Genomic DNA, 17,231 nt, shown 5'->3' with positions numbered 1-17,231 from the left:
CCGCGGGAGTTCGTTATGCGTTTTGCATTCTGGCGTAGAGGCAAGGAAAAGGCCGTCGTGCAGCGGGCGCTGCCGAGGTCTGCGCCCGTCGCCGACGAGGTCGTTGCGCAGCCGGCTTCGCCGATGTCAGCTCCTGACGAACCGCCGCGTACGGCGCCGGCAACCGATCTCGATCTGCATGTGCTCGGACGCGCGCTGGCGCGCAAGCGAGGCTGGATCGTCGTGCCGACGGTGCTGGTATTTGCGCTGTCGCTCGCTGCCGTCAACGTCGTGACACCGCGCTACAAGTCGGAAGCGCGAATCCTGATCGACAATCGCGAGAATGCCTTCCTGCGCCCGAATGGCGAGCGCGACCTCGAACGCACCTCGCTTGATGCCGAGGCCGTGACGAGCCAGGTCCAGCTCGTGATGTCGCGCGATCTCGCGCGCGACATCATCAAGAAGAACAAGCTCGCCGAGCGTCCGGAGTTCGATCCGGTGCTGCGCGGCTTCTCCCCGCTGAAGTCGCTGCTTGCGCTGTTCGGCATCGGCCGCGATCCGTTCAGCCTGACGCCGGAAGAGCGGGTGCTCGACGCCTTCTACGAGCGCTTCCAGGCCTATGCGGTCGACAAGTCACGCGTCATCGTGGTCGAATTCCAGTCGGAGGATCCTGATCTCGCCGCCCGTGTCGCCAACTCGATTGCGGACGGTTATCTCGTGCTGCAGCAGGCCGCACGGCAAGACCAGGCCAAATCCGCCAGCACGTGGTTGCTCGGCGAGATCGACAAGCTGCGCACCAAGGTCGCCGACGCGGATTCTCGGGTCGAGGAATTCCGCTCCAAGTCGAGCCTGTTCGTCGGCACCAACAACATCCCGCTGTCGAACCAGCAGATGGGCGAGCTGAACACGCAGCTCAACAATGCCCGTGCGCTGAAGGCGGATGCCGAAACCAAGGCGCGGCTGATCCGCGAGATGCTTCAGAGCGGCAAGCCGATCGAGGCTTCGGAAGTGCTCAATTCCGAGCTGATCCGCAGGCTCGCCGAACAGCGTGGCACGCTGCGCGCCCAGCTCGCCGAGCAGTCGTCGACGCTGCTCGACAACCATCCGCGCATCAAGGAATTGAAGGCGCAGATTGCCGACCTCGACCGGCAATTACGCGAGGAAGCCGGCAAGATCTCCCGCTCGCTCGACAACGACGCGCGAGTCGCCGACGGCCGCGTCCAGGCGTTGCAGGCGAGCCTCGACCAGTCGAAGAAGCAGGCCGCATCGAGCAATGGTCAGGACGTGCAGCTGCGCGGGCTGGAGCGTGAAGCCAAGGCGCAGCGCGATCTGCTCGAAGCCTATCTCGCCAAGTATCGCGAGGCGACCGCCCGAGAGAACATCGAGGCGGCGCCGACCGACGGCCGCATCATCTCGCGCGCCACGGTCTCCAATACGCCGGCCTATCCGAAGAAGCTGCCGATCGTGCTGATCGCGACGCTGGCGACGCTGTTGCTGTCGTCAGGCATCATCATCACCGGCGAATTGCTGCGCATCTCCGCGCCAGGCGCGGTGGGCCGCGCCTTCGCGCCGGCCACCGCAGTGATCCGGCGCCGCGAACCGGTCATGGAGACCGTAGCCGCGGACGAGCCGGCGCCGAGGCTGCCGCCTGAGCCCGAGTTCGCATCGCCGCTCGCACCCAGCCTTTCGCCTGAGTCTGACTTGGCGCCGGAGCCCGCAATGGCCTACGAGCCCGTCATCAGCGAGCCGCAGCCTGCGCCCGCCCGGACCGTCGACGAGATCGAAGAGCTGGCCGAGCGTCTCGTCGCGGCCGGTCCCGCCGCCCACAAGGTCACGGTGCTTGGCCCGGCCGCCGGCGAGAGCGTCACGTTGACCGCGCTGACGCTGGCACGCCTGATGGCACGCCAGGCCAAGGTCGTCGTGGTCGATCTCGTCGCATCCTCGCCGGTGCTGACGGCGGCGACCGTCGATTCCACTGCGCCCGGCCTGGCCGAGCTGATGCAGGGTGAGGCGACGTTCGCGCAGATCATCACCAAGGATCGGCAGTCGCGGGTTCAGATCGTCAGCGCCGGGCGTCCGGGGTTCGATCGCGCGCACCTGCAATCGCCACGGCTTGCGCTTGCGATCGATGCGCTGCTCCGGGTCTACGACCACGTGCTGCTCGACGCCGGCTCGGCCGTCGACCTGCCGGCCGAACTGCTGACCGCGAATGCGCAAGCCGTCGTCGTGCCTGACGCCGCGATGGCGCAGGATGCCCGCCATCAGATGGTCGATCAGCTCAGGGCCGTCGGCTTCTCCGAAGTGACGATGCTGAGCAAGCCCTGCGCGCCGTCGGAAACGGTCGCGAGGGGCCCGCGGGTGGTGGCGGCCTGACCGCCACCCTCAGTGCGCCAGCATCGGCTCGCGTGCGGCTCGCTCCAGCACCGGATCGATCCGCAGCCGGAGCGTGACCAGCGCGCCGATCAAGCCGACGACCGCGAGCAGCAGCAGGCCTGCCGTGAAGCCGCCGGTCAGGTCCTTCAGATAGCCCATGGCGAACGGGCCGGCGAAGCCTGAGAGATTGCCGAGCGAGTTGATTGCGGCGATGCCTGCTGCGGCCGAGGCGCCGTTCAGGATGCTGGCCGGCATCGGCCAGAACATCGGCGGCACCGCCGACACGCCGATCTGCGCGATACAGAGCAGGCCGACGATCAGAACGGGACTGGAGACCAGCCCGGCAAGGCCGATGCCGACGGCGGCGAGCACCAGCGCGCCCGCGACATGGTAGCGCCGCTCGCCGGTCTTGTCGGAATGCCGGCCGAGCAGCACCATGCCGACCGCACCGAACACGAAGGGCAGCGCGGCGATGAAGCCGGTCTGGGTGTCGGTGACGCCGAACGCCTTGATGATGGTGGGCAGGAAGAACGCGACGCCGTAGCTGGCGGCGTTCAGGCAGAAATAGACGAGGGCGCAGGCGAGGACACGCGAATCGGTGAGCGACTGCATCACCGAAATGTGCTCCACGGCTTCCTTCTTCTGCCGCTCAATCTCGAGGGTGTTCTGCACCCACTTGATCTCGTCGGGCTGCAGCCAGTTTGCCTGGCGCGGGAAGTCGGGCAGCATCGCCAGCACCGCGAAGCCGACCAGGACCGACGGCAGCGCTTCGCAGATGAACAGCCACTGCCACCCGGTCAGGCCGGCGCCCGACAGGTTGAGCAGCAGGCCGGAGATCGGCGCCCCGATGATGCTGGAGATCGGGATCGCCAGCATGAACAGGCTGATGACGCGGGCCCGATAGATCGTCGGGAACCAGAGTGTCAGGTAGAAAATGATGCCGGGGAAGAAACCGGCCTCGCAGGCGCCGAGCAAGAGGCGCAGGAAATAGAAGATCCACTCGTTCGAGAGGCCGCTCGCCGCTGACATCTGCGGGATGAACGCGAATGCCGCCGAGACGATGCCCCAGCTGATCATGATGCGGGCGATCCAGCGCCGCGCGCCGAATCGTTCGAGCAGGATGTTGGAGGGGACCTCGAAGAAGAAGTAGCCGACGAAGAACAGACCGGCGCCGAGCCCGTAGGCGGCTTCGCTGAGGCCAAGCGCGGTATTCATGTGCAGCTTGGCGAAGCCGACATTGACGCGATCGAGATAGGCCACGAAATAGCACAGGATGAGGAACGGGATCAGCCGTCGCATCATCTTTCCGATCGCGCGCTTCTCGACATCGTCGCTCATCGTTCCCATCCCTTTCTGTTTTCGATTCGGCGTACGCTGACTGCGCTGCCCGGGGTAGCATCTGGTGCACCCGCAGCGGTCCGTTGCCTTGCCCTAGCAAGTTGCCTTGCAATCCTTGCATTCATTCTTGTGTAATGAACGGCCGCGTGACTAATGGCATTTGGGAATGGAGCCACGGCGAAACTGTCATGATGCACCGCGGTATAATCGCGGGAACCCGAGTGTTTTCAGCGAAGTGGACATCGGGTCGTGAAGACGCGTCGAGACAAGAAGCTGGAGCTCTGTTCGTTCCGATTGAATCGGACCGGACGGCACTTGCCGGGCAGGATGGTGACTGGCCGTGATCAATAATCTGAAATTGCGCCAGTTGCGCCTGCTGGTCGCGCTCGACAGCGAGCGCAAGCTTCAGCTGGCTGCCGAGCGCCTCAACATCACCCAGTCGGCGGCATCCAAGATGCTGGCCGAGATCGAGGCGGTGGCGCGGGTTCCGCTGTTCGAACGCACCGCGCGCGGCGTCGAGCCGACGGCCTATGGCTCGATCCTGATCCGGGGCGGCAGGAGCGTGCTGGCCGACCTCGACCGGGTCACCAATGAATTCGCCGGTTACCGGTCCGGCGAACTCGGCACCGTCTCGGTCGGAACGGTCGCCAAGCCCAGCATCGACCTTGTCGTCGACGTCATGCAGTACCTTGGCGAGAAACTGCACCGGGTGAATATTTCGCTCGACGTCAGCACCAGTCCGCCGCTCGTTGCGCGTCTTCTGGCGCTCGAGCTCGATTTCGTCGTTGCGCGAATTCCGGCCGGCGTCGATCCCGGACAGTTCGACTATCACGAGATCGGCGCCGAGCAGGCCGGCTTGCTAGTTCGCGCCGAGCATCCGCTGGCCGCTCTCGACAGTGTCAATCTCGAAGACACGGTCGACCTGCAATGGATCATCCAGCCGCGGGAATCCTTCATGCGCCAGGGATTGGAGCGGCTGTTCTACAGCCGGGGCATCGCGCCGCCCCAGCGCATCATCAACACCGAGTCGTTCTTCGCGTCGATCGGAATTGCGGCGGGCATCGATGCGATCGTTCCGGTGCCGCTCCTGATCTTCGATCTGCTCGATCCGCAGCGCTTCAAGATGCTTCGCATCCGCGACCAGCTGATGCTCGAGAGCTACGGGCTGATCAAGCTGCGCAAGCGGGCGTTGTCGCCGGCCGCGATGCTGGTGTTCGACGCGATGATGCGGCTTGGCGTCGCGAGCGGCCGTGCGGCGCCGGATGGCTCGTCCGCGTAGCGTCGCCCGAAGTCGTGTTCAGCGGAACATGCTGCGCAGGTTCTGCGCGATCTCGAACAGCGCCGGATTTTGCTTCACGGCGCGCTTAGCGCGGCTAATCGCCGAAAGCGCGGTGGCCGCCGGCTTGCCGCGCAGGCTGAGCGGAACGAAGCTGTCGACGATCGCTTCGTCGTCCTTGCAGAACAGCCGCTTGTACTCGTCCGAGCCGATGCCGAGATCGAAGGCGCGATAGTTCAGGCCGGCATGGCGATCGATGATATCGCGCATCAGGATCAGGCCGGGGCTGAACTTCGAATTGGCCGACATCGTGTAGGTGTTGAACATCATCGAGAAGCGATGACCGTCGGAGACGCCGGCGAAGATCGCGATCACTTCCTCGTCGCACTCCAGCGCGTGGATGTCGATCGCATAACCCTTGCCGTCGGCGCGCGGCGCGAGGCAGGCGGCGCGGATGAACTGCTCGATGCCCGGCTCGGCGAACACGTCGGGCAGCTTCTGCTCGGCCATGCGCTGCGGCTTGACGCGGAAGAACCAGTCGAGCAGGCGGCAGACGTCGGCGCTGTTGTCAGCGACATGGTAGCGATAGCCCGGCAGCGCCTGCAGCTTGCGCTCCTTGCCCTTGAGGCGGCGGCGGAATGAATTGCTGATCAGCGCGGCGGGTGCCACGCCGGGCTCGATGACCAGCAGCGGGCAGTCGTTCACCGAAGCCTGATGCTGCAGCAACACCATCGGATTGGGCTGGTCCTGCCAGCGCAGCGGCTGCTGGCACAGCATGAGCGCGTCGACGCGGGACCGCTCGGCGATCGATCCGATCAGGGCCGTGATGTCGGCTTCGGTCGCGTTGGCGGCGAAGTCGCGGTCGTACAGCGCCATGTTGAAGGTGGCATGCTTGCCGCCCATGAAGCTTGCACAATTGGCGCCCAGGCGCTGCTCGACCGCGAGCGGCAACAGCAGCAGCGGACGGCGTTCGCTGTCATGGGCCACGACGATGAAGGGCCGCAGGCCTTCGCGCTCGCCGACCTGGCGTTGCCATGAGGCAAGAAAGTCGAAGCGCTGATAGGGCGTGTAGCTGTGTTGCGATGTCTCGAGACTGCGCCAGGTCGCTTCGGCTGCAGTGAGATCGTGAAAGATGTCGACGCCGGCGACGCGGATTGCGTTCGGCCATGTTCGCGTGCCCGCCGTCTGGCCTTCAATTGCCGCAGCCATGGTCATCTCGGAACCCAAATTTTTTTAAGGTATTAATATACAGGTCTCGGCTGGGGCCGACCTTCGCAGGGAAATGTCAACAAAGAGTAATAACAATGCCTCGGGATGTGCCTGGCGGCGTGTGGGAACCGCCGGAACGGCAAGGACGGGTGGCGGGATCTTGGCGCCGGACAACGGGATTTTGCGGCGGGCTCGGGCCGAGCTCGCCTATTTCAGTGGCGCCTTCAGGTTGCGCGAACGCGAGGCCGGCGGCGCCGGGGTGATCCTCCGCTTCGCGCGTGTCCGTCCTGCCCATCGAGCCCGGTTCCAGCCGCTGAAATCCCAGGAGATCACGCCGGCATTCCTCGACCGCACGATCCGCGCGCTAAAGCGCTGGAAGTACGACATCGTCGGGATCGACGAGGCCTGCCGCCGCGCGGTGACCATGCCGGAGCGGCGCCGCTTTGCCTGCTTGAGCTTCGACGGCGCCAGCAAGGACATCGTCACGCATGCCTATCCCGTGCTTGCCTGGCATCGCGTCCCGTTCACGCTCTATCTGCCGACGGCTTTTCCGGACGGCGTGGGCGCGGCGTGGTGGCTGGTGCTCGAGGACATCATCGCCCGCGAGGGCCGCATCAGCCTTGTCATCGACGGCCGGGAACGTCATTTCGTGATCTCGGCCCGGTCGGACAAATACGAGCTGTTCGACTTCCTGTCCGGCTGGCTGCGCAAGCTGTCGCCATCTGATCTGTCCTATGCGGTGAACGATCTCGCACGGCGCTATTCGGCCGACGCCGCACAATTGTCACGCGGCGCATCACTCGACTGGCAGGATCTGGCGAAGCTCGCCGCGGATCCGAACGTGACGTTCGGCAGCGCCACGGTGAATTATCCGGCGTTGACCAGCCTGAAGGATAGCGACGCACAGCGCGAGATGGCGATGGGAAAGGCGGTCGCCGAGAGTGCGCTGCGGCGGCCGGTCAAGCATTTCGCCTACCCCTTCGGGGACCGCGAGGCATTCGCCCGTCCGCATGTCGTGATGGCGGAGGAGGCCGGCTTTGCCAGCGCAGTGTCGACCATCTCCGGGGTGGTGCAGGCACAGGGACGCACCAACCTCCACGCACTGCCGCGGATCGCATGGGACGGCCGCGTGCGCTCATTGCGGATCATGCGGGTGCTGCTGTCGGGCGTGATGTTCGCGCCGGTGCGGCCGACGCGGAGCGCGCGGGAGCAGGGCGCGCTCTAAGCGCGATCGGGGCGCGACATCCAGGACACGATCGGCATCGCGGGCAGAACCCAGCCGAGCCCCGCGACGACGTAGAAGATCGCCTGCAGCAGGCCGGAATTGGCGAGCCACGGCGTCTGGGCCACCGTCATGCCGAGCAGCGACCACACCACGACCAGGATGAGCAGGAAGATGGTTCCAAGCAGTTTGCGGGTGCGTATGGTCATGACTTGATGTGTAACTCGTGATCCAGAGCGTCTTCAGCGGCGCTTGCGCCGCGGGCGCGCCGGACTATAAGGGGCTCGAAAATCCAATCAAGTCAGGGCGAAATGGCCGGTATTTCCGCAAAGACATCGCAGCTCCGCGCCGTCAGGGTATGGCTGCTCGCAGTCGCCGGACTGATCGCGCTGATGGTGCTGGTCGGCGGCGCGACGCGGCTCACCGAGTCCGGCCTGTCGATCGTCGAATGGAAGCCGGTGACCGGCGCGCTGCCGCCGCTGACCGAGGCGCAGTGGACCCAGGCCTTCGAGGGCTACCGGAAGATCCCGCAATATCGCGAGCTCAACGCCGGGATGACGCTTGAGCAGTTCAAGACCATTTTCTGGTGGGAGTGGAGCCACCGGCTGCTCGGCCGGGTGATCGGCGCCGCCTATCTGCTGCCGTTCCTGTATTTCCTGTGGCGCGGTGCGGTGAGCGGTGAGCTCGGCCGCCGGCTGTGGGTGATCTTCGGCCTCGGCGCGCTACAGGGCGGCGTCGGCTGGTGGATGGTGGCCTCCGGCCTCTCGGAGCGCGTCGAGGTGTCGCAGTATCGGCTCGCGACGCATCTGGTGCTGGCGCTGCTGATCTTCGCGGCGATCGTCTGGACGTTGCGCCGCCTGACCGACCGTCCGCCCGTGATCGCGCCCGCCAGACTGAAGCTCACGAGCGCGGTGCTGCTCGTGCTCACTTTCGTGCAGCTCTATTTCGGCGCGCTGGTTGCGGGCCTGCGCGCGGGCAGGGTCTACAACACCTGGCCCGCGATCGACGGCGGTTTGATCCCGTCCGCCGATCGGCTGTGGTTCGAGACGCCGTGGTGGCGCAATCTGTTCGACAACACGCTGACGGTGCAGTTCGAGCATCGCATGACCGCGTATCTCTTGTTCGCGCTGGCGATCGCGCATGCGATCGATGCCGTGCGGTCGCGCGCCGCCGGTGGCGTGATCGCAGGCGCTGGTGGCTGGTTGCGGCGATCACGCTGCAGGCGACGCTCGGCATCCTCACGCTGCTGCATCAGGTCCCGATCGATCTGGCGCTGACCCACCAGGCGGTCGCGATCGTCGTGCTGACGCTCGCGGTGTTGCAGGCAGCGCGGTTTGCCGCGCGCCGAACGGAACTTGGCCAGCCGAACCTCGTTCCGGCTAGCCAGTCCCTTTGATCGATCAGGACAGGTAGTCGAGCCCGATATCGAGCGCGGCCGAACTGTGGGTGATCCAACCGACCGAGATCAGGTCGACGCCGGTGGCGGCAATCGCCGCGGCGGTCGCAGCCGTGATGCGGCCGGAGGCTTCGGTGATCGCCTTGCCGCGCGCCATCTGAACCGCCTGGCCGAGCTGCTCGGTCGTCATGTTGTCGAGCAGAACAGCGTCGACGCCGAGCGCCAGCGCTTCCTCGAGCTGCGACAGCGTGTCGACCTCGACCTCGATCTTGACCATATGGCCGGCATTGGCCTTGGCGCGTTCGATCGCGGTGCGGATGCCGCCGGCGAGCGCGATATGGTTGTCCTTGATCAGCATCGCATCGTCGAGCCCGAAACGGTGATTGCCGCCACCGCCGGCGCGCACCGCATATTTCTCCAGCGCCCGCAGTCCCGGCGTGGTCTTGCGGATGTCGACGATTTGTGCGCGCGTGCCCGCGACCGCTTTCACCAGCGTGGCGGTTGCGGTCGCGACGCCGCTGAGATGGCAGAGGAAGTTGAGCGCGGTGCGCTCCGCGGTGAGCAGGCCGCGGGCCGGACCGTCGATGATCGCGATCACCTGGTCGGGCTCGACCGCGCTGCCGTCGGGTCGCTCGGTGCGCAGCTCGATCGCTGGTGACACCATCTGGAACGCTGACCGCGCCACGTCGAGGCCTGCGATCACGCCGGGCTGCCGTGCCCGCATCACCAGCCGCGCCTGCTGGCCGGCCGGCACGATCGCGTCCGCGGTGATATCGCCGGCGCGGCCTAGATCCTCGCGCAGCGCGGTCTGCACGATCGGCTCATAGAGCAGGGGCAAGAGGGGATTGAGGGTCATGATAGGGCACTCCTGGCTGATAGCTTGGATTCAACGATGTCGCGCGCGGCGGCGAGCGCATCGGCGCGGGTGAGGGTGGACGGCGCTGCCGACACAGCGGTCTGCGGGAAGTCGGTGCGGAAATGACCGCCGCGGCTTTCCTCGCGCCGGATTGCGGCGACGGCGATCATCAAGCCGACCAGCGCCGGGTCGGACGCTGTACCGTGGCTGCGCGCGAGCGGATAGAGGCTGCCGATTGCGCGTGCGATGCCGTCGCGGTCGCGCAGGACGCCGAGCCCTTGGGTGAGGATCGGGCGCACGGCGGATGGATCGGAGGCCGGCGGCGTCGCGTCGTCGCGCAGCATGGCGCGCGGACCTGCGCCCACGCCCTCGATGCTCTCGGCGACCCAGCGTGCGCAGACGATTGCCTCCATCAGCGAGTTGCTGGCGAGCCGGTTGGCGCCGTGCAATCCGGTGCGTGCGGCCTCGCCGCAGGCCCACAGGCCCTGCACGGTGCTGCGGCCAAAGCCGTCAACCGCAATGCCTCCCATGTGGTAGTGAACCGCCGGCCGGATCGGGATCGGGTCCGTGGCGGGATCGATGCCCGCCATCTTGCAGAACGCGCTGATCACGGGATAACGTTTGGCGAAATCCGCGCCTGGATGCTGGCGCGCATCGAGGAAGGTGCGATGCCCCGCGGCGCGGTGGCGCCAGACCGCGCGCGCGACGATGTCACGTGCCGCAAGCTCGGCGCCGGGTTGATCGGCCATGAAGCGCTGTCCGGTCTCGTCGATCAGAACGGCGCCATCGCCGCGGATCGCCTCGGTCAATAGCGGCATCGGCCGCGACGGCCCGTCGAAGGCGGTCGGATGGAACTGGACGAATTCGATGTCCGACAGTGTTGCGCCGGCATGTGCCGCAAGCGCGAGCCCCTGGCCGAAGCATCCCCCCGGGTTGGTGCTGTCGGCGAACAGCCCGCCGATGCCGCCGGTCGCGATCACCACGCGGTTGGCTGTGATGGTCAGCGCGCCGCGGTCGCTCGCCGCAAGCACGCCTCTGACCGCATTGTCCTCGACCAGCAGACGGCGCGCCTCGACGCCTTCCAGCAATGTGATCGACGGTGTCCGACGGACAGCGGCGATCAGCGCGCGCATGATCTCGCGGCCGGTGCCATCGCCGGTGGCGTGCACGATGCGATTGCAGCGATGCGCGGCCTCGAGGCCGAGGCGCCAGCTGCCGTCGGCATTCCGGTCGAAGGCGACGCCGAGCTCGGCGAGATGCTCCACGGCGGCGGGCGCCGCACGGACGATCCGGGATGCCGCTGCCGCGTCGCAGAGGCCGGCACCGCCGCGAGCGTGTCGGCGAGATGCAAGGCAGGGCTGTCATCCGCACCGACCGGCGCGGCCAATCCACCTTGCGCCCACATGCTGGAGGCTTCCGCGCCGAGCGGGGATTTCGAGACCAGCACGACCGGCTCGGGCGCGAGCTGCAGCGCGGTCATCAGCCCCGCCGCGCCGCCGCCGATGATGACCGGGCGGCCGTTCAGATCGGAAAGATCGGTACTCATATGGCCAGCATCCTTTCGACGCTCTTGCGCGCGCGATCGGCGATTTCAGGGTCGATCGTGACTTCATGCTGATTGGTCTCCAGCGCGTGGCGGATGTTCTTCAGCGTGATCCGCTTCATGTGCGGGCAGAGATTGCAGGGGCGGACGAAGTCGACGTCGGGATTGCGCGCCGCGATATTGTCGCTCATCGAGCACTCCGTCAGCAGCACGACGCGCGGCGGATGCTTGGTCTCGACGAATGTCTGCATCGCAGCCGTCGAGCCTGAGAAATCCGCTTCGGCGACGACGTCGGGCGGGCATTCCGGATGTGCCAGGACCGTGACGTCAGGATAATTCTCGCGCAGCTGGCGCACGTCTTCGGCGGTGAACAGCTCATGGACCTCGCAATGGCCCTTCCAGGCGATGATCTTCTTGCTGCTCTGCTTGGCGATGTTCTGCGCCAGATATTCGTCCGGCAGCATGATGACGCGCTCGGCATCGAGCGATTCCACGATCTTGAGCGCGTTGCCCGAGGTGCAGCAGATGTCGGACTCCGCCTTCACCGCGGTCGAGGTGTTGACATAGGCAACGACGGGCGCGTCCGGATAGCGCGCGCGCATCAGCCGCACGTCCGCGGCCGTGATGGAATCCGCGAGCGAGCAGCCGGCTTTGAGATCGGGGATCAGCACGGTCTTGGCTGGGTTCAGCAGCTTTGCCGTCTCGGCCATGAAGTGCACGCCCGCGAGCACGATGACGTCGGCGTCGACCTTGGTCGCTTCGCGCGCGAGCAGGAGACTGTCGCCGACGATGTCGGCAACGCCATGGAAGATCTCCGGCGTCTGGTAGTTGTGCGCGAGCACCACCGCATTGCGGCGGCGCTTCAGCTCCAGGATCGCGTCGACGTCCTCGGCGAAAGTCGCCCATTCGAACGGCGGGATGACGCGTTTGACGCGCTCATAGAGCGGCGCGGTGCGGGTGAGAAGATCGGTATCGAGCAAGGCCATTTATACTCTCCGTGAGCATAAGATGGCTTATACTTATCCTGAGCATAAGGCGTGTCAAGTGCGCGAAAGCGGAAGCTTGGTGCCGGCGACGGCCCGTTCGGCCAATACGCCATGGCGGAAGCGGAACAGCTTGGCCGGCCGTCCGACGGTATCGGCGGCCATTGCGCCAGTCTCTTCAACGAGTTCCTGCTGCTCGATGAGCCGGCGGAAGTTCTGCTTGTGGACCAGCCGGCCTGCGAGCGCCTCAACACTGCGTTGCAGTTGCAGCAGGGTGAACTCGGCCGGCATCAGCTCGAATACCACCGGACGGTATTTGATCTTGGCGCGCAGCCGCGCGATCCCGGTCGCGAGGATGCGGCGATGATCCGCCGTCATCGGCTTGCCCGGCGCGACCGATGCTTCGCGGCCGCGCGAGTGGTTGGCTTCCGGGATTAGCGACGCCTCCCAGAGCAGCTCGTAGCGCTGCAACACCAGTTCTTCGTTCCAGTCGCGGTCCTCGAGGCCGAAGGTGATGGTGCAGCGTTGCCAGCGCTCGCGCTGCAAGGTTGGTGAAGGGGCTGCCTTCGCCCACGCCTTCAGTTTCGGCGCGATCGTCTTGGCGATGAACGCCGGTGCGCCATCGCGATGATCTTCCCACGGAAAGTAGTCGTACCAGCCGGACCAGTGCGCCTCGAAGCCTTCGCCGACCCGGTCCTCGCGGGTCAGGCCGAGATAGCTGATCGAGACGCTGTGCGGCGACTTGGCGTCGCCGGACCGGCCGCGGTCGGCAAAGGTGTAGAGCTGTTCGACATAGCCGAGCGGGTGGCCGGTCTGCGCCTCGACCCAGGCCCGCAACGCGGTTTGCAGGGAGCGGTGGGTGAATTCGAACGGGCCGCTCGGCAGCGCGGCGCCGCCGGCAATGGTCATGATCTTCGGCGTGCCGTCGGTGACGGCGACCAGCACTGCGACGAGGTCGGCGGTAACCGCGTTGCCCGAAGCCTGTGCGCTAGTTTTCTGCGGCGATCTGGCCACGCGCGTGTTCCGGGCTAGCAGTAGCCGTAGACGCCGCAGGCGTAGGGCAGGCGGTCCCAATAAGTCACATAGGCGCCGCCGTAATACGGGCCGAGATAGCTGTAGGAGCGGTGGTCGCCGTAATAGCCCGGCAGCGCCGCCGATCCAGGGAGCAGCGGTTCGCCGGGCGGGAACACGATGTACGGCTCTGAATTGAGCGGGATCACCTTGGGCTCGACGACCACGAGCTGGCGTCCCCGCCGCACATAGGTCGGTCCTGTGATGGTGGTGCGGTAGGCGTAGTGCCGGCGCGGCAGTCCCGCCGGCAGCTGGCGCGCAGCTTTCACGGCGGCACTCTTCGGGGGGACGGGGCCGTCGGCGGCGTCAGCAGGCGACATCGCAGACAGTGCAATCGCGAGCGGCAATATCCAGCGCAGCATCAATGGTCTCCCGAATCATCCGGAGCCTATCACTGCCACTTTAAGCCGGATTGAACGTTAACGAGAGACTCGTCGGAATTAAGCGTTAACGCGACCGTGGTTTGGGGAAATTGCCGGAGCGATGCGGGCGCACCGCTCCGGAACCAATGTGCATGATCCGGAAAAGTGCGGAGCGGTTTTCCGAAAAGATCATGCGTAAACAAGAATCTAAAGCGCGATCTCATCGCGCTTTAGATGGGGTCAGGCGCGCAGCGCCTGGTCGAGGTCGGCGATCAGGTCTTCCTTGTCCTCGATGCCGATCGAGAGCCGCACCACCTCGGGCGCCGCGCCCGACTTCACCTTGGCGGCGTCGTCGAGCTGGCTGTGGGTGGTGGAGGCCGGGTGGATCACGAGCGAGCGGGTGTCGCCGACATTGGCAAGATGCGAGAACAGCTTCAGGTTCGACACCAGATTGACGCCGGCGTCATAGCCGCCCTTGAGGCTGAAGGTGAACACCGCACCGGCACCCTTCGGCGCATATTTGCGCTGCAGGGCGTTGTATTTGTCGCCGGGCAGGCCGGCGTAGTTGACCGCGGACACGGCCGGGTGGGTGGAGAGGAATTCCGCCACCGCCTTGGCGTTGTCGCAGTGCTTCTGCATACGCAGCGGAAGCGTCTCGATGCCGGTCAGGATCATGAAGGCGTTGAACGGCGACAGCGCCGGGCCGAGGTCGCGCAGGCCGAGCACGCGGCAGGCGATCGCGAAGGCGAAATTGCCGAAGGTCTCCTGGATCCGGATGCCGTGATATTCCGGGCGCGGCTCGCTCAGCATCGGATATTTGTTGTCCTTCGACCAGTCGAAGGTGCCGGCGTCGACGATGATGCCGCCGAGCGAGTTGCCGTGGCCACCGAGGAACTTGGTCAGCGAGTGCACGACGATGTCGGCGCCGTGGTCGATCGGCTTGATCAGGTAGGGTGAGGCCAGCGTGTTGTCGACGATCAGCGGCACGCCGGCCTTGCGTGCAACGGCGGCGATCGCCTCGATGTCGGTGATGCTACCGGCGGGGTTGGCGATCGATTCGATGAAGATCGCCTTGGTGTGCGGTGTCACCGCGCGTTCGAAGCTTTCGATCTCGTCGGGATCGGCCCAGGCCACGTTCCAGCCGAATGCCTTGAAGGCGTGGGTGAACTGGTTGATCGAGCCGCCATAGAGCTTGCGCGCGGCGATGATCTCGTCGCCGGGCTTCAACAGCTGTTGCAGCACGACGAGCTGCGCGGCGTGGCCGGAGGCAACCGCGAGCGCCGCGGTGCCGCCCTCGAGCGCTGCGACGCGCTCCTCGAGCACGGCGTTGGTCGGGCTGCCGATCCGGGTATAGATGTTGCCGAACGCCTGCAGGCCGAACAGCGAGGCGGCGTGGTCGGCATCGTTGAAGACGAATGACGTGGTCTGGTAGATCGGCGTCGCCCGCGCGCCGGTGGTGGGATCAGGCTGTGCGCCGGCGTGCACGGCGAGGGTGGAAAATCCCGGGAGGCGATCGGTCATTCTTTGTGTCCTGTTGTGGCCTGGTCGAAATGCGCGGCATGCTGATGGTGGCGGCGCCCGCCGTCAAGCCGCGTTGGCGCGCGCGCGTGGTTTGAAACGGGCATGCTGCGCTTGATCGGATGATCGCGACGATTATTCCGCCGAAACGTCAGGTCGTCTCGGTCTTGTTCTTCGCGGCGCGGTCGGATGCCGCAGTCTGGCCGCCGCCGAAGCTGGTGCGGTTGAGCGACAGCCGCATGCCCTGGGTCGGGATCGGCGCGCGCTTGGAGCTCAGCGTGCGCGAGTTGACGCCCATCCAGGAGATCTCCGACGACAGCCGGCCATACTCGATCTTGGGGCAGCGGTTCATCACCACCTTGAGGCCCGCGGACTCCGCCTTCTCGGCCGCGGCATCGTCGCGCGCGCCGAGCTGCATCCAGATCACCTTCGGCAGCGGCGACAATTTCAGCGCCTCCTCGACGACGGGCATGATGTGGCTCGAATTGCGGAAGATGTCGATCATGTCGATCGGACGATCGATGTCCGCAAGCGAGGCGACAAACGGCTTGCCCATCAGCGCCTTGCCGACGTGGCCGGGATTGACCGGGATCATGTCGTAGCCGCGCTGCGCCAGGTATTTGAAGGCGAAATAGCTCGGCCGCACGTTGACCGGCGAGGCGCCGACCATCGCGATCGATTTGACGTTGTTCAGGATGCTGCGGATGTAGTTGTCGTCGTACGCGTCGTGGTTCATTTTGCTCTTACTTGTCTTGCCACTTCGGGTCGCGTTTCTCGATGAAGGCGCCGATGCCTTCCTCGGCATCGCGTGCCATCATGTTCTCCGTCATCACTTCGGCGGCGAAGCGATAGGCGTCGCTGAGGTTCATCTCGGCCTGGCGATAGAACGCCTCCTTGCCGAGCTTGACGGTGTAGGCCGATTTCAGCGCGACCTTCTCGGCCAGCGCGATCGCGGCGTCGCGTTCGGTGCCTGCCGGCACCACGCGGTTGACAAGACCGATGCTCTGCGCCGTCGCTGCGGAGACCGGCTCGCCGGTCAGCAGCATCTCCATCGCCTGCTTGCGCGGCACGTTCCGCGACAGCGCCACCATCGGCGTCGAGCAGAATAGCCCGATGTCGACGCCCGGCGTCGCAAACGCCGCCGCGTCGGAGGCGACGGCGAGGTCGCAGCTTGCGACGAGCTGGCAGCCGGCTGCAGTGGCGATGCCCTGGACGGATGCGACCACCGGCTTCGGCAAATGCACGATCGCCTGCATCATCGCGCTGCAGGCGTTCATGATCTCAGCGAAATAGCCGCGGCCGCGGTCGGCGTCGGTACGGCGCGCGGTGAGCTCCTTGAGGTCGTGGCCGGCGCAGAACGCCGGGCCGTTGGCAGCGAGCACGACGGCACGGATGCTCTTGTCACCGCCGATATCGTTCAGCGCAGCGTGCAGCTCGCCGATCAGGCCTTCGGAGAGGCTATTGCGCGCCGCCGGGCGATTGAGCGTCAGTAGCGCGATACTGCCGACGGTCTCGCGCAGCAGGATCGGCTGATGTTGCGGCGCTTCCGCGCGGGCGGCTTGGGCGAACATGACGAAATTCCTCTATCGTGCCTGTGACAATTTAATGTAACAGGCAGGCTGAAGCGAGGGCAGGGACCGCATGGCGATTGCGAAAATGAGCGTGGCTGAGCTGGAAGAGTTCCTGCGCGAGGAATTTCCGCAGGCGTTCACCCACGACGACATCCGGATCGAAAGCGCCGATGGCGAGACGGCCCTGCTGCGCCAGCGCTTCAGCGAGCGCATGTTGCGCCCGGGCGGCACGGTGTCGGGACCGACCCTGATGGGGCTCGCGGATTTCGCCATGTATGTGGTGCTGCTGTCGGCGATCGGGCCGATCGGCCTGGCCGTCACCACCAATCTCAACATCAACTTCCTGCGCAAGGGCCAGCCGAGCCAGGACGTGCTCGCGGTCGCCAAGCTGCTCAAGCTCGGCAAGCGGCTGGCAGTCGGGGAGGTGAACCTGCTGTCCGGCACCTCGCCGGATCCGATCGCCCATGTCACGGCGACCTATTCCATTCCAAATCAATAGGCTTTCTCGCGGTATTATTGCACCATATTTATAAG

General features: G+C 65.8%; 14 protein-coding genes and 2 pseudogenes. 5 read left to right on the top strand and 11 right to left on the bottom strand.

Annotation, left to right across the window (positions count from 1 at the left end):
- Window positions 1–15: 15 nt before the first annotated feature.
- Window positions 16–2,352: a GumC family protein gene (locus ALC15_RS11765; protein ID WP_050627356.1), complete on the top strand. Its 2,337-nt coding sequence runs from the start codon at window positions 16–18 to the stop codon at window positions 2,350–2,352.
- A 9-nt stretch (window positions 2,353–2,361) separates the two neighbouring features.
- On the opposite strand, the gene ALC15_RS11760 is transcribed toward ALC15_RS11765, so the two are convergent.
- The gene (locus ALC15_RS11760; RefSeq protein ID WP_050627355.1) at window positions 2,362–3,699 is read right to left on the bottom strand and encodes an MFS transporter; all 1,338 of its coding nucleotides are present in this window, start codon (window positions 3,697–3,699) and stop codon (window positions 2,362–2,364) included.
- A gap of 331 nt (window positions 3,700–4,030) precedes the next feature.
- Between ALC15_RS11760 and ALC15_RS11755 the strand changes: the two genes are divergently transcribed.
- A complete protein-coding gene (locus ALC15_RS11755; RefSeq protein WP_050627354.1) occupies window positions 4,031–4,969 on the top strand; it encodes a LysR family transcriptional regulator in 939 nt (312 codons plus the stop codon).
- 18 nt (window positions 4,970–4,987) lie between these two features.
- Here ALC15_RS11755 and ALC15_RS11750 read toward each other — a convergent pair whose 3' ends face one another.
- Window positions 4,988–6,181 carry a GNAT family N-acetyltransferase gene (locus ALC15_RS11750; protein WP_050627353.1) on the bottom strand — a complete coding sequence of 398 codons (1,194 nt, stop codon included), beginning with the start codon at window positions 6,179–6,181 and terminating at the stop codon, window positions 4,988–4,990.
- Between the two features lie 154 nt (window positions 6,182–6,335).
- Here ALC15_RS11750 and ALC15_RS11745 point away from each other — a divergent pair, with 154 nt between their 5' ends.
- Complete coding sequence (locus ALC15_RS11745) at window positions 6,336–7,400, top strand: polysaccharide deacetylase family protein (RefSeq protein WP_050627352.1); 1,065 nt, start codon at window positions 6,336–6,338, stop codon at window positions 7,398–7,400.
- Here ALC15_RS11745 and ALC15_RS11740 read toward each other — a convergent pair.
- Entirely contained in the window at window positions 7,397–7,606 is a 210-nt protein-coding gene (locus ALC15_RS11740; RefSeq protein ID WP_050627351.1) for a DUF2842 domain-containing protein, read from the bottom strand. The genes ALC15_RS11745 and ALC15_RS11740 overlap by 4 nt on opposite strands.
- A gap of 102 nt (window positions 7,607–7,708) precedes the next feature.
- Between ALC15_RS11740 and ALC15_RS11735 the strand changes: the two are divergent.
- Window positions 7,709–8,655: pseudogene (locus ALC15_RS11735) on the top strand (COX15/CtaA family protein); the annotation flags it as partial.
- 142 nt (window positions 8,656–8,797) lie between these two features.
- On the opposite strand, the gene nadC reads toward ALC15_RS11735, so the two are convergent.
- The 8 genes and pseudogenes from nadC to ALC15_RS11695 all read right to left on the bottom strand — a co-directional run bounded on the left by nadC (window position 8,798) and on the right by ALC15_RS11695 (window position 16,697).
- Entirely contained in the window at window positions 8,798–9,649 is an 852-nt protein-coding gene (nadC, locus tag ALC15_RS11730; RefSeq protein ID WP_050627350.1) for a carboxylating nicotinate-nucleotide diphosphorylase, read from the bottom strand.
- Window positions 9,646–11,195: pseudogene (locus ALC15_RS11725) on the bottom strand (L-aspartate oxidase). Before ALC15_RS11725 ends, nadC begins: the two are co-directional and overlap by 4 nt.
- Window positions 11,192–12,178: a quinolinate synthase NadA gene (nadA, locus tag ALC15_RS11720; RefSeq protein WP_050627349.1), complete on the bottom strand. Its 987-nt coding sequence runs from the start codon at window positions 12,176–12,178 to the stop codon at window positions 11,192–11,194. The pseudogene ALC15_RS11725 and the gene nadA overlap by 4 nt, the downstream one beginning before the upstream one ends.
- Window positions 12,179–12,232: 54 nt before the next feature.
- Window positions 12,233–13,189, bottom strand: a complete 957-nt coding sequence (locus tag ALC15_RS11715) for an NUDIX hydrolase (RefSeq protein WP_094193839.1) — start codon at window positions 13,187–13,189, stop codon at window positions 12,233–12,235.
- 14 nt (window positions 13,190–13,203) lie between these two features.
- Window positions 13,204–13,608, bottom strand: a complete 405-nt coding sequence (locus ALC15_RS11710; protein WP_050627348.1) for a hypothetical protein — start codon at window positions 13,606–13,608, stop codon at window positions 13,204–13,206.
- A 240-nt stretch (window positions 13,609–13,848) separates the two neighbouring features.
- Entirely contained in the window at window positions 13,849–15,129 is a 1,281-nt protein-coding gene (locus tag ALC15_RS11705; protein WP_050627347.1) for an O-acetylhomoserine aminocarboxypropyltransferase, read from the bottom strand.
- 148 nt (window positions 15,130–15,277) lie between these two features.
- The gene (locus tag ALC15_RS11700; RefSeq protein ID WP_050627346.1) at window positions 15,278–15,862 is read right to left on the bottom strand and encodes a CoA-binding protein; all 585 of its coding nucleotides are present in this window, start codon (window positions 15,860–15,862) and stop codon (window positions 15,278–15,280) included.
- A 7-nt stretch (window positions 15,863–15,869) separates the two neighbouring features.
- Window positions 15,870–16,697 (bottom strand): enoyl-CoA hydratase, encoded by an 828-nt coding sequence (locus tag ALC15_RS11695; protein ID WP_050627345.1) that lies wholly within the window; start codon window positions 16,695–16,697, stop codon window positions 15,870–15,872.
- Between the two features lie 70 nt (window positions 16,698–16,767).
- Between ALC15_RS11695 and ALC15_RS11690 the strand changes: the two genes are divergently transcribed.
- Window positions 16,768–17,196 (top strand): PaaI family thioesterase, encoded by a 429-nt coding sequence (locus ALC15_RS11690; protein WP_050627344.1) that lies wholly within the window; start codon window positions 16,768–16,770, stop codon window positions 17,194–17,196.
- Window positions 17,197–17,231: the final 35 nt, after the last annotated feature.

The organism is Bradyrhizobium viridifuturi (genome assembly GCF_001238275.1).
In the GTDB taxonomy this organism is placed as follows: Bacteria; Pseudomonadota; Alphaproteobacteria; order Rhizobiales; family Xanthobacteraceae; genus Bradyrhizobium; species Bradyrhizobium viridifuturi.
This window is presented reverse-complemented; position numbering and strand designations above follow the sequence as displayed.